This window comes from Kribbella sp. NPDC051936, assembly GCF_040680955.1.
Lineage (GTDB): Bacteria > Actinomycetota > Actinomycetes > Propionibacteriales > Kribbellaceae > Kribbella.
Window position 1 is genome coordinate 55664 of record NZ_JBFAXS010000004.1, and the last position, 12593, is coordinate 68256.

Below are 12593 nucleotides of genomic sequence, written 5' to 3' on the forward strand. Positions count from 1 at the left end.
GGGGTCACTTGCCGTCGGCGTAGGTGGGAGACAGCTCACGCGCCAGGTGCTCGACGAACAGGCCGACGTCGGTGACGATGCCGCGGGCGTGCGACGATCCCCGGTCGGCCAGTTTGGTGACGGTGGCCGGGTTGATGTCGACGCAGGTCAGCGGGACCGACGCGGGCAGAATGTTGCCAGTAGCAACGGAATGCAGCATGGTGGCGGCCATCAGGCAGTACCCGACGCCCGGCAGTTCGGCCCGCATCGCGCGCTGGCCCTCGAGGACGTCGGTGTAGACGTCCGGCAGCGGGCCGTCGTCGCGCACCGACCCGACCAGCACGAACCGGTTGCCCTTCTTCACCAGGGCGTGCATCACGCCCGACGTCAGCACGCCCTGCTCGACGGCTGCCGCGATCGAGCCGGCCTTGCGGATCGTGTTGATCGCCCGGATGTGGTGTTCGTGCCCGTGCTCGACCCCGCGGCCGCGGTCCAGGTCGACGCCGAGCGACGTACCGTACAGCGACGACTCGATGTCGTGCGTGGCCAGCGCGTTCCCGGCGAACAGCACGTCGACGAAGCCGGCCTCGACCAGGGCCACCATGGCCGGCGCGGCCCCGGTGTGGACGATGCCCGGCCCGCCGACCCAGAGCACCTTCAGGCCGTTCGCCTTGGCTTCGCGCATCCCGTCGGCGACCTGCCGGACCAGCACCCGCTGCGGCTTCTCGCTGGACACGTCCGACTCCATGAAGCCGAACCCGCCCTCGGTGGACTCGCTGATCGGCGGGATCACCCGGACGCCCTGCGCGCTGGTGATGATCTTCATCCCGGCCCGCACCTCCGACATCGGGATGGTGCGCACGGCATTGGGCTCCGGGTCGCCCTCGACGAGCAGCCCGCAGTCCATCTCCGGGTTGCGGACCTCGACCCAGTGCCCGCCCAGCCGCACGTTGGTCGGCAGGTTGGTGGTCGAGTAGAAGCCGTCCGGGAAGACGCCGTCCTGCGCCACCTCGGTGATCTCCGGTTCGCCCGGGTTCACCAGGTTCGCGCCCTTGGTCTGGATCCGCATCAGCAGCCGCTGCAGCGCCTCCTCGTCCTCGGCGCCGACCGTCATCCGGACGGTGGACGGGTCGTCCTTGTCGTAGCCGAGGTCGAACTTGTCGAGTGTGTACTCGCCGCCGTACCCGCGGATGTCGTCGAGGACCCGGGACAGCAGCCCGGTGTCCATCAGGTGGCCGGTGATCTCGACGGTCTCGGTGACCTGCACGGGGCGCCCTCCCCAAATCGAATCGGATGTGTCGGATTGTCCGACGATCCGCACTCTAGCTCAGACGACGGCCCCGTCGTCGCCGCCGTCGCCGGGAGGGAGCCGGTCCTTCATCCGGAACACCAGCGTCAGGAACCCGCCGATGAACCCGGCGACCGCGAGCGTGGTGATCCGGCCGGTGCCGAAGTCCAGCAGGGCGGCCGCGATCAGCAGCAGCGGCCCGCCGAGCAGCCCCAGCCAGGCGAGCCGGCTGATCCAGTCCAGCCGCGGGCCGCGCGGCGGCTCCGGCGGGACGTAGTGGTCGTGCGGGTCGTCGGCCTTCTTGGCCGGCGGCTCCTCGTCGTCCTCGGCCTTCTCCTCGACGGTGAGACCGGCCGGTACGTCGATCAGCGGCTCGTACTTGTCGTCGACGTCCTCGCTGACCGGCCAGCGCGGCACCGGGTCCTCGCCGCCGTCGTGCCCCGGCGCGGACGGCTTGCTGAACTGCTCCACCAGCGACCGCCACTCGGCGTCCTCGGTGCTGCGGTCGATCACCGGGCGGGCCCGGTCCACCGCCTCGGCGTCGACGAAGATCTCGTCGTACCCGACCGGGATCCGGGCCGGCGCGTCCTCGGCCTCCTCGGGCGTGCGGGCCTCGTTCTGGTTCTCGCAGTACGCCGCGATGCCGGCCGCGGCGAGCGCGTCCAGGACCGGCTCGGCGACCAGCGGGTCGATCCCCCCGAGCGACGTGTACGACGTCGCCGTCAATCCGTTGTCACGCATCGCTGGGCTCGTTCTCGGGCTCGTTCCCGGGCTCGGTCCGCGGCCGGCTCAGCCGGCCGATGAAGGCGGTCGAGTCCGCGAAGATCCGCGGTGCGTCGTTGTCCAGGGTTGCCACGTGATAGCTGTCCTCGAGCAGGGTCTCGGTCACATCGCGGGACGAGATCGAGGACAGTACCGTCCGTCCCGAGCTCGGCTCCACCACATGATCGACAGTACTGCGGAACAGCAGGACCGGCTGCGTGATCTTCGCCAGGTCGTCCCGCGTGACCTTCCACAGCTGTGACAGCGAGTGCAGGGCCCGCAGCGGCATCCGGTCGTAGGCGCGCTCGTCGATGCCGGGCTTCTTGATGTCGTTCGAGATGCCGGGGAACGAGGGCACGAGCCGGGAGAGCACCGGCAGCAGCGCCAGCCGCTTGTCGTCGGTCCGCACCGACGGGTTGATCAGGACCAGACCGGAAATGTCGGCGCCGTGCTGCTCGGCCAGCCGCAGCACCAGGCAGCCGCCCATCGACAGGCCCACCAGGAACACCTGGTCGTGCTCCAGGCGCAGTCGTTCGAACTCGTTGTCGAGTACTGCGTACCAGTCCGGCCAGGAGGTCTTGTTCATCTCCTGCCAGCTGGTCCCGTGACCGGGAAGCCGGGGGACCGCGACGCCGTACCCCTCGGCGGCCAGATGCTCGGCGAACGGCTTCATCGACCACGGCGAGCCGGTGAACCCGTGGCTCAGGAGCACGCCGACAGCGGCGTTCTCCCCGGTGCCGGGACTGCGAAACTCCTCCGCGTGGGCTTGCACTGGCACGCTCGACTCCTCGCCGCTCACGGTCCTCACAACCGCGCCCCGGACCATCCCTCGAAGGCGCGTGACAATCGTCGCATTAAGTTCCTCGTCGAGACACGTCTGGCACCCCTGGCGGCGCCCCAGACGCCCGCTGGCGGCGTTGTCGTCGGTCGAAAGGACTCCGTCCTTTCTCCCTCCTCCGCCTTGCCAGCGAACGACTGGACCACCGCCAGTGGCACCAACGTGCCACGACGAGAAACAGGCTGCGTCCAGTCTGCATCCAGGTGACAACACGGTGAGCAACGCCCACATTCCTGGCGGTGACATTGCCTGAGAGGGAAGCTGGAACGTAGTGTCCGCACCGGAAGGTGGCGCGCCGGAGTTGTCGCGTGACCGCCACCGGCGTGCACTGGTGCCGGAATGGGTACGGTCCGACCATGGCTGCAGAGGCTGTGGCGGATCCTGCGTGAGTGCTGTCGGGTGAGTGTGTCGGGCGAGTGACGGAGGTCGAGGCGGATGCTGTACCTGTTCCTCAGACGGTTCTTGGTCGCACCACTGGTGAAGCTGCTCTTCCGCCCCAAAGTGACCGGGGTGGAGCACGTGCCGACCGAGGGTCCGGCGCTGCTGGTCTCCAACCACCTCGCGTTCTGCGACTCGATCTTCCTGCCGGTGTCGGTGCCGCGGCAGATCGTCTTCCCGGCCAAGTCGGAGTACTTCACCGCTCCGGGCCTGAAGGGCAAACTGGTCGCCACGTTCTTCCGGTCCGTGGGCCAGATCCCGATCGACCGCTCCGGCGGCCGCGCCTCGCTGGCGGCGCTGAACACCGGTCTCGGGATCCTCGAGAAGGGCGGCCTGTTCGGGATCTACCCCGAGGGCACCCGCTCGCCCGACGGCCGGCTGTACAAGGGCAAGACCGGCGTCGCCCGGATGGCGATCGTGGCCGGCGTCCCGGTGATCCCGGTCGCGATGATCGACACCGAGAAACTGCAGCCGCCGGGCCGGATCTGGCCGAACTGGTTCTACCGTGAGAAGGGCCGGTTGCTGCCGCGGCTGGTGCGTCCCGGTGTGGCGTTCGGCACGCCGCTGGACTTCTCCCGCTACGAGGGTATGGAGCGGGACCGTTTCGTGCTGCGCTCGGTGACCGACGAGATCATGTACGCGCTGATGGACCTGTCCGGCCAGGAGTACGTCGACATGTACGCCGACAAGGCCAAGGAGCTGATCAAGGCCGGCGAGTCGGTCGACGAGCACCTCCGCCTCGGCGACACCAAGGCCAGCTGACCACCTGCCCGATGGACAGCGACTTGAACGTGCTCGGCGAGCCGCTCGAGGAGTGTGGGACCGATCCCGTCACTGGGTTCTACCGCGACGGCTGCTGCACGAGCGGGCCCGAGGACCTCGGCAGTCACACCGTCTGTGCGGTGATGACCACGGAGTTCCTGACCCATCAGGCGTCCGTCGGGAACGACCTGGTCACACCCCGTCCGGAGTACAGCTTCACCGGGCTCCGGCCGGGCGATCGCTGGTGCGTCGTGGCCGGCCGCTGGCTCCAGGCGTACCACGACGGCGCCGCGGCTCCCGTCGTCCTGGCGTCCACGCACGCGCGGGCGCTGGAGACGATCCCGCTCTCGGTGCTGCGCGCACACGCCGTCGACGTACCGCCGGACCCCCGCTCGCTGGCCTGAGACGTTCACGCTGCGTCCGGCGGGTTCGCCTAGAGTTGGCTCCATGCAATTCGCGACGTTGACGGCTGGGCAGGTTCCCGGGGTTCCCACGCTGGACGAGCTGCGCGGGCTGAAGCCGCTGCAGCAGCCGGAGTGGCCGGATCGAGAGGTGCTGGAGCAGGTGATCGCCGAGCTCCGGACGCTGCCGCCGCTGGTGTTCGCCGGTGAGTGCGACGACCTGACCGCGAAGATCGGGGCGGTCGCCCGCGGTGAGGCGTTCATCCTCCAGGGCGGCGACTGCGCCGAGACGTTCGCGGGCGTGACCGCGGAGAACATCCGGGCCAAGCTACGGGTGCTGCTGCAGATGTCCGTCGTGCTGCAGTACGCCGCCAGCGTGCCGGTCGTGAAGATCGGCCGGATCGCGGGGCAGTACGCGAAGCCGCGGTCGTCCGGCGAGGAGACCCGCGAGGGCGTGACGCTGCCGTCGTACCGCGGTGATGCCGTCAACGGCTTCGACTTCACGCCTTCGTCGCGTATTCCGGACCCGCAGCGGCTGCGTGGTGTCTACAACGCGGCCGCCGCGACGCTGAACCTGACCCGCGCGTTCACCACCGGCGGGTACGCCGACCTGCACCAGGTGCACGCCTGGAACACCGACTTCGTGAAGTCGTCGCCGGTCGGCATGCGCTACGAGCAGCTGGCGTCCGAGATCGAGCGTGCGCTCGCCTTCATGCGGGCCTGCGGCGCGACCTCGGACGAGTTCAAGACCGTCGACTTCTACGCGTCGCACGAGGCGCTGATCCTCGAGTACGAGCACGCCCTGACCCGCATCGACTCGCGCACCGAGCAGCCGTACGACGTGTCCGGCCACCTGCTCTGGGTGGGGGAGCGGACCCGGCAGCTGGACGGCGCGCACGTCGAGTTCCTGGCCTCGCTGTCGAACCCGCTCGGCGTGAAGATCGGCCCGACCACGACCCCGGAGTACATCCGGGCGCTGATCGACAAGCTGAACCCGAAGGGCGTCGAGGGCCGGCTCACGTTCATCACCCGGATGGGCGCGGGCAAGATCCGCTCCGCCCTGCCGCCGCTGCTGGAGGCCGTGCGCGACCACGGTTCGCCGATCGCGTGGGTGTGCGACCCGATGCACGGCAACACGTTCGAGACCCCCAACGGGTACAAGACCCGCAACTTCGACGACGTGATGGACGAGGTCCAGGGCTTCTTCGACGCCCACGAGCAGGTCGGGACCTGGCCGGGCGGCGTCCACATGGAGCTGACCGGCGACGACGTCACCGAATGCCTCGGCGGCGGCGAGGAGCTGGTCGCGGAGGACCTCGTCAACCGGTACGAGACCGCGTGCGACCCGCGCCTGAACCGGCACCAGTCCCTCGAGCTGGCGTTCCTGGTCGCGGAGCGGCTGCGGGGCGCGCAGGCATGACCGTCGACCTGCGGTCGGACACCGTCACGCGTCCGTCGGCGCAGATGCTGGCCGCGATGACGTCGGCCCCGGTCGGCGACGACGTGTACGGCGAGGACCCGACCGTCAACGCGCTGGAGGAGCGGGTCGCCGGGCTGCTCGGGCACGAGGCCGGGCTGTTCACGGTCACCGGCTCGCTCGCGAACATGCTCGGCGTCCGGGCGCTGGTCCCGCGCGGCGGCGAGGTGCTGTGCGAGGCCAGTGCGCACATCGTCCGTGCCGAGCTCGGGTCGCATGCCGTGTCCGCCGGCGTCACGACGCGGACCTGGAGCGCGCCGTCGGGGCAGATCGACCTGGAGCAGATCCGGTCCCTGATCGCTCCCGACCTCGGTCCGTACTTCGTCGTGACGTCGGCCGTCTCGGTCGAGAACACGCACAATTTCGGCGGCGGGTCGATCCAGCACTCGTACGACGCGCTGGCCGATGAGCTGGATGCCGTCGGGCTGCCGCTGCACCTCGACGGCGCCCGGTTGTGGAACGCCGCCGTCGCCACGGGCCGTACGGTGTCATCGTTTGCGTCCAGGGCCGCCGCGGCCAGCGTCTGCCTGTCGAAGGGCCTCGGCGCGCCCGTCGGATCGGTGCTGGTCGGGTCGGCGGAGCTGATCCGCGAGGCGCGGATCTGGCGGAAGCGACTCGGCGCGGGCTGGCGGCAGGCCGGCGTCCTGGCCGCGGCCGGGCTGTACGCCGTCGAGCACAACGTCGAGCGGCTGGCCGAGGACCACGCGAACGCCCGCTCGATCGCCGCGGTGCTCGCGGACGCGGCGCCCGGTGCGGTGAAGCCCGATCAGGTCGAGACGAACATCGTGGTCGTCGATCTGGCCGGCACCGGTCACACCGTGCCCGAGGTGGTGGCCGGGGCACGCGACGCCGGCGTACTCGTCGGGGGTGTCGGCGCGACCCAGCTGCGGATCGTCACGCACCTGGACGCGTCGGCGGCCGACTGCCGGACGGCCGCGGAAACCCTCGCGCGACTGATCGGTTAGGGTGCAGCTGTCGGGGTCGCAGCGTTCGGGGAGAGCCGTGCGAGAGATCGTCGTGTTCAGCGGAAGTGCCCACACCGAGTTGGCGGAGCAGATCTGCAGGGATCTCGGCGTACCGCTTTCTCCGGTCGAGATCCATCGTTTCAGCAACGACTGCCTGCAGGTCCAACTGCAGACGAACTGCCGGCAACGCGACGTGTACATCGTGCAACCGCTGGTGCCGCCGACGCAGGAGCACCTGATGGAGCTGCTGCTGATGATCGACGCCGCCCGCGGCGCGTCGGCGCAGCAGATCACGGCGGTCATCCCGCACTACGCGTACGCGCGGTCCGACAAGAAGGACGCCTCCCGGATCTCGATCGGCGGCCGGCTCGTCGCCGACATGCTGACCACGGCCGGCGCCCACAGGGTCCTGACCATGTCGCTGCATGCGCCGCAGGTGCACGGGTTCTTCTCGGTTCCGGTCGACCACCTGACCGCGATCGGCGTCCTCGCCGACCACTTCCGCGGCCGCGACCTGTCCGACACCGTCGTCGTCAGCCCCGACCTCGGCAACGCGAAGACCGCGACGCAGTTCGCCCGGCTGCTCGGCGTACCCGTCGCGGCCGGCAGCAAGCAGCGGCTGGCCGACGACCGCGTCGTCATCGACGCCATCGTCGGCGACGTGACCGGCAAGCAGGCGATCGTCCTCGACGACGAGATCGCCACCGGCGGCTCCATCATCGAGCTGCTCGACCGCCTGAAGGACCGCGGCTGCACCTCCGCCGCGGTCGCCTGCACTCACGGCCTGTTCGCCGGCGCCGCCGTCGAACGCCTCCGCGCCCACCCCTCGATCACCGAGGTCATCAGCACCGACACCGTCCCCCGCCCCGACGGCTTCCCCGAACTCCAGGTCACCTCGGTCGCCGGCCTCTTCGCCGAAGCCATCACCCGGATCCACGACGGTGAATCCGTCAGCAGCCTCTTCGACGGCGTGGACCCCACCCACGCCCCACCGCAGCCCAAGCTGCCGTTCTGACTCAGGAGCCAGGGCTGGAGTAGTGCCGGGACTGCCGGGTGAAGAAGGCGATCGCCGCCGCCATGCAAGCGACTCCCACCAGTGGGCTCAGCCATCCCAGCCACGCCGGGAACCACAGCGAATCCACCCGCCCGGTGACCATGGCGGCCGGGATCCAGGCGACGAAGGCCAAGGGCAGCGGGATCGTGAACAGGACGGCTCCGACCGGCCCGAAGATCTGCAGCGGGAAGTTGCCGTAGGTTCCGAGGACGGCGTCGATCAGGAACGTCAGCGACTGCGTGTTCCGCAACCGGAACGCCAATGCTCCGCGGGCCAGTTGGAGCCCGCCCTCGAGCAGCCCGCCGGCGGCGATCGCGAGGGCGAGCCACACCGCGAGGAGCGGATGCCAGGAGATCGAGGCCCGGGGCAGCGCCAGCGCGAGGATCGCACCGGCAATGATCACGTCGCCGATCTGCTGCAGATTGAAGCGGCGCATCAGCAATTGCAGGAACCGGCTGGTCGGACGCAACAGATAGCGATCGAACTCTCCCGTGTGCACCACCAGGTCCACATCGACCGTCCTGCGGAAGAAGAAGGCGTACACGCTGTGGCTCGCCATCCGGATGCCGAACAGCACCAGCACCTCGGCCGGAGTCCAGCCACCGATCGATCCGAAGGCGTGCAGCAGCACTCCGATGAACAGCAGCTGTCCGGCGTTGAACGCCAGCGCGCCGATGACGGAGATGAAGAGATTGGCCTTGTGCTCGAGCTCGGTCAGCCACGCCACGCGCAGCAGGATGCGGAAGTCCCGGATCAGGTCAGCCACCGTTGATCACTACCTTGCGCAAGGCGCGCCAAGTGACCAGCGCGACGATGGCCGTGGAAGCCGCCAGCCAGCCGAGCTGGGCGGCGATCACGCCCCCGAGACCGCCGAGTGGCTCCTGTCCCTGCCAGAGCTGCAGTGGCGCGAAGACCTGGAGCCCGAACGGCAGCGCGTCGAGATACGGGCGCAGCGACGCAGGGACGAACCACAACGGGACAAGAGCGCCGGAAGCAAAACTGGCGATGGCTCGGTAGACGTAGAACGGTCCGCGCGTATCGGTCGTCCAGAACGCCACCATCGAGACAGCGAGATTCAGCAACGCGGCGAGCAACCAGCCGAGCGCGGCGGTGAGCAGGAAGCCGAGGAACGCGGCACCGGTCGCCGGCGGCGTCAGCCCTCCCAGCGCGAGGGCGAGGACCAGGCCGACCACGACTCCGGGGATCGCGCCGACGATTGCTCCGAAGGACTGCAACAGGCTCTGCCCCACCACCCCGACGGGACGGATGAGATCTGTCGCAATGGTTCCCTCGCGCACCCGTTCGGGGATCGACGACAGTTGCCAAGGCAGGGCGACATGCCACAGCAGCATCGCGATCACCGCATAGCTGACCGCGTCGGACTCGCTGATCCCCGCGACCGCGGGGCGGTTGGTGTAGACAGCACGCCACACCGTCACGAGCAGGACCGTTTGCAGGGCGACCGAGACCATGGACAGTACGACGTTCGCCCGGAAGAACATTGCGTTCCTGGAACCGAGCCGGACCATCGACCACGGCGTGACCCAGGCAGGTCGTTCGGATCGCGCGATCCGGGATGCGCCGGTCACCGCTCTGCCTCGGCATAGATCAGCCGGACCACATCCTCCAACTTGCGCTCGTTGACGTGCAGATCGGCGATCTCGGCGACCGACGTCGCCTGCGCGATCACGGCCGCCGCGCTGGTCCGTTCCGGATCGAAGCGCAGTGAGATCGTGCCGTCGGAGTTCTGCAGGCGATCGGCGTGCTCCGCCTGGATGGACGTCGGGTCCGCACCCTCCGTCGGCGTGACCACCACCTCGCGGAACGGCAGGTAACGCCGCTTCAGGGTCGCGAGGTCGCCGTCGTACACAACACGCCCGCTGTCGATCATCACGATCCGCCGGCACAGTTGCTCGATGTCGTCCATGTCGTGCGTGGTGATCATCACCGTGGTGGCGTGAACCCGGTTCTGCTCCGCGATGAAGTCACGGAGGGCTTGTTTCGCGACCACGTCCAGACCGAGCGTGGGTTCGTCCAGGTACAGCACCTGAGGGCGGTGGAGCATGGCTCCCGCCAGGTCGCCGCGCATGCGTTGTCCCAGCGAGAGGGACCGGATCGGCGTGTCCAGGAAGTCCTTGATCTGCAGCACCTCGTCGAACTCGTCGATCCGTGCGGCGTACTCGGCCGGGCCGACCCGATAGAGGTCGCGAATGGTTTCGAGCGAGACGCGCAACGGCAGGTCGAACCAGAGCTGGGTCTTCTGCCCGAACACGACCCCGATGTTGTGCGCATGCCTGCGGCGATTCGCCCAGGGCACCAGGCCGTCGACCCGCACCGTGCCCGAAGTGGGCACCACGATCCCGGTGAGCATCTTGATGGTCGTGGACTTGCCGGCGCCGTTGGCGCCCAGGTAGCCGACCATCTCCCCACGCTCGACGGCGAAACTGACGCCGTCGACCGCACGCACGGCGCGCCGGGGAGCCCACAGCCGCCGGATGCCGGAGAGGCGACCGGTCGTCGGCTGCGGCTTCTGGAACTCCTTGATCAGCTCAGCGACCTCGATCATCGGCACGCCGCCCAACCTATAGCGACGACAGCTCAGCGCTCCAGGAAATAGGATTACGGGTATGGCCGAAACCGTGCGGATGGGTGTTGTCGGGGCGGGCAGTATTTCGGTGCGCGGACTGCTTCCGCATCTCTCGCAGCCTGATCTCGCGGATCGGGTGATGCTCGCGGCGGTGTGTGATCCGGTCGCAGGGCGGGCGGAGGCCGCAGCGGAGAAGTTCGGGGTCGCGCGGGCGTTCACGGAGTACGAGGAACTGCTCGCGCGCGGCGATGTCGACGCGGTGACGATCGCGTCGCCGATCGGGCTGCACTACGAGCAGGGGAAGCTCGCGTTGCAGGCCGGGAAGCACGTGCACTTCAACAAGACGATGACGATCACCGTCGCGGAGGCCACCGAGCTGATCGAGCTCGCAGCGGAGAGCGACTTGCGGATCGTCGCGTCGCCGGGCGAGATGCTGCGGCCGCATCATGTCCGCACGCGGGAGTTGATCCGCGAGGGCGCGATCGGGACGCTGTCGTGGGTGAGCTGCGGCGCCGCGTTCGGCACCTACCACGAGGACGAGTCCGTCCGCGGCGGGAACGACGTACTCAGCAACATCGATCCGTCGTGGTACTTCCGCAAACCCGGCGGCGGACCGCTGTACGACATGACCGTGTACGCGCTGCACTCCGTGACCGGCATCCTCGGACCGGCGAAGCGCGTCACGGCTATGTCCGGCGTACGCATCCCGCTGCGCGGCGACGTACAGACCGATGCCGACGACAACACCGTGATCCTGATCGACTTCGGCGACAACCTGTTCTGCGTCGCGACCGGCACCGCGGCGGGCGGAATGCGCGGCGGCTTCGGCGGCGCCTATTACGGTACGGCCGGAACGATCGAGGGAGTGCTGCTGAACGGCGAACCGTTCGACTTCCCCGGCCGCAACCCGGAGGAACTGTCACCCCGCGGCCCGGGCAACCAGGCGCTGCTTCCGCACGTGACCGGCGTCCACCGGGAGATCGAGGAGCAGCACGTGTACGAGGACGTCATGCAACTCGTCGACTGGGTCCGCGACGGCACCCCCTCGATCGTCACCGCCGAGCACGCGCGGCACGTCATCGACATCATCGAATCCGCGTACCGCGCGTCGGCAACCGGCCAGACCCAGGACCTCACGACCACGTTCTAGAAACGTCGCCGACCACGAGGATCTGGCCGGATGTCAGACATGGCAGATCTCGCGTTCGTTCTCGGCGGGCTCTTCGCGGATCGCGAACCGCTGGTGGAGAGGACGGAGGAAGCGGGGAAGCCACCAGCTCGCGCCGGCGAACAGGCGCAGGGTGGCGGGGACGAGGACCACGCGGACCAGGACGGCGTCGATCGCGAGGCCGACGACCATCCCGACGCCGACGATCTTCGAGATGACGATGTCGCCGGTGGCGAAGCCTGCCGTGACGACGCCGAGCAGCAGGGCGGCGGCGGTGATCAGGCCGCCGCTGCGTTGGAGCCCCCGGACGACGGCCGTCGCTGAGTCGTGGCCGCGGTCCCACTCCTCGCGCACTCTGGAGAGCAGGAACACCTCGTAGTCGGTCGCGAGGCCGAACAGCAGTGCGACGACCAGCACCAACGTGGTGGGCTCGAGATCACCTGTGGGCGTGAAGCCGAGGAACCCGGCGAGATGGGCGTCCTGGAATCCCCAGACGAGGACGCCGAGCGTGGCGGCTACGGACAACGCGTTGACGACGACCGCCTTCAGCGGCAGGACGACGGACCCGAACGCCAGGAACAGCAGAACCAGTGTCACGAGCACCATTACGCCGAGCATCGCCGGCAGCCCGGCGGCGAGGCCGGCCAGCTGATCCCGCAACGCGGCGGGTGGCCCGGTGACCTTGACGTCCACACCGTTGCGTCCGTCGAGGGCGCGGATGCCGTCGACCAGCTGCCGCGTCTGCAGGTGACCCTGCGGCGTCCCGGTAGCTGACCGCCAGCAAGACCTCCCCGTCGCCGGCAGTCGCGGGAGCAACGCCAGTGACCCCGTCGATCGCCTGTACCTCGCGCTGGACGCGGTCGGTGCCCTGCCC

At 69.1% G+C, this 12593-nt stretch carries 13 protein-coding genes; 6 read left to right on the forward strand and 7 right to left on the reverse strand.

Features of this window, described 5'->3' with window-relative positions; all coding sequences use genetic code 11:
• Positions 1–4 precede the first annotated feature (4 nt).
• Genes AB0L64_RS14295 through AB0L64_RS14305 form a run of 3 tightly spaced genes read right to left on the reverse strand, consistent with a single transcriptional unit; the run spans position 5 to position 2807 of the window.
• Positions 5–1246 (reverse strand): TIGR00300 family protein, encoded by a 1242-nt coding sequence (locus AB0L64_RS14295; RefSeq protein ID WP_363710577.1) that lies wholly within the window; start codon positions 1244–1246, stop codon positions 5–7.
• A 60-nt stretch (positions 1247–1306) separates the two neighbouring features.
• Entirely contained in the window at positions 1307–2008 is a 702-nt protein-coding gene (locus tag AB0L64_RS14300; protein WP_363710578.1) for a hypothetical protein, read from the reverse strand.
• A complete protein-coding gene (locus AB0L64_RS14305; protein WP_363710579.1) occupies positions 2001–2807 on the reverse strand; it encodes an alpha/beta fold hydrolase in 807 nt (268 codons plus the stop codon). The genes AB0L64_RS14300 and AB0L64_RS14305 overlap by 8 nt, the downstream gene beginning before the upstream one ends.
• 495 nt (positions 2808–3302) lie before the next feature.
• Here AB0L64_RS14305 and AB0L64_RS14310 point away from each other — a divergent pair, with 495 nt between their 5' ends.
• From AB0L64_RS14310 to AB0L64_RS14330, 5 genes are read left to right on the forward strand one after another with little or no spacing between them, the layout of a single operon-like run.
• Positions 3303–4067: a lysophospholipid acyltransferase family protein gene (locus AB0L64_RS14310; RefSeq protein ID WP_355689836.1), complete on the forward strand. Its 765-nt coding sequence runs from the start codon at positions 3303–3305 to the stop codon at positions 4065–4067.
• A gap of 11 nt (positions 4068–4078) precedes the next feature.
• Positions 4079–4471, forward strand: coding sequence for a DUF2237 domain-containing protein (locus AB0L64_RS14315; protein WP_363710580.1), 393 nt, complete (start codon positions 4079–4081; stop codon positions 4469–4471).
• Between the two features lie 43 nt (positions 4472–4514).
• Positions 4515–5888: a class II 3-deoxy-7-phosphoheptulonate synthase gene (locus tag AB0L64_RS14320; RefSeq protein WP_363710581.1), complete on the forward strand. Its 1374-nt coding sequence runs from the start codon at positions 4515–4517 to the stop codon at positions 5886–5888.
• Complete coding sequence (locus AB0L64_RS14325; RefSeq protein ID WP_363710582.1) at positions 5885–6910, forward strand: GntG family PLP-dependent aldolase; 1026 nt, start codon at positions 5885–5887, stop codon at positions 6908–6910. Before AB0L64_RS14320 ends, AB0L64_RS14325 begins: the two co-directional genes overlap by 4 nt.
• 37 nt (positions 6911–6947) lie before the next feature.
• On the forward strand, positions 6948–7925 hold the full coding sequence (locus tag AB0L64_RS14330; protein ID WP_363710583.1) for a ribose-phosphate pyrophosphokinase: 978 nt from the start codon (positions 6948–6950) through the stop codon (positions 7923–7925).
• 1 nt (position 7926) lies between these two features.
• Here AB0L64_RS14330 and AB0L64_RS14335 read toward each other — a convergent pair whose 3' ends face one another.
• The 3 genes from AB0L64_RS14335 to AB0L64_RS14345 form a co-directional block, all read right to left on the reverse strand.
• Positions 7927–8730, reverse strand: a complete 804-nt coding sequence (locus AB0L64_RS14335) for an ABC-2 family transporter protein (RefSeq protein ID WP_355689846.1) — start codon at positions 8728–8730, stop codon at positions 7927–7929.
• On the reverse strand, positions 8723–9466 hold the full coding sequence (locus tag AB0L64_RS14340) for an ABC-2 family transporter protein (RefSeq protein ID WP_363710585.1): 744 nt from the start codon (positions 9464–9466) through the stop codon (positions 8723–8725). Before AB0L64_RS14340 ends, AB0L64_RS14335 begins: the two co-directional genes overlap by 8 nt.
• Positions 9467–9549: 83 nt before the next feature.
• Positions 9550–10530 (reverse strand): ATP-binding cassette domain-containing protein, encoded by a 981-nt coding sequence (locus AB0L64_RS14345; protein ID WP_363711132.1) that lies wholly within the window; start codon positions 10528–10530, stop codon positions 9550–9552.
• Positions 10531–10591: 61 nt separating this feature from the next.
• Here AB0L64_RS14345 and AB0L64_RS14350 point away from each other — a divergent pair, with 61 nt between their 5' ends.
• Positions 10592–11701, forward strand: coding sequence for a Gfo/Idh/MocA family oxidoreductase (locus AB0L64_RS14350; protein ID WP_363710586.1), 1110 nt, complete (start codon positions 10592–10594; stop codon positions 11699–11701).
• Between the two features lie 33 nt (positions 11702–11734).
• On the opposite strand, the gene AB0L64_RS14355 is transcribed toward AB0L64_RS14350, so the two are convergent.
• Positions 11735–12535 (reverse strand): MMPL family transporter, encoded by an 801-nt coding sequence (locus AB0L64_RS14355; protein ID WP_363710587.1) that lies wholly within the window; start codon positions 12533–12535, stop codon positions 11735–11737.
• Positions 12536–12593: the final 58 nt, after the last annotated feature.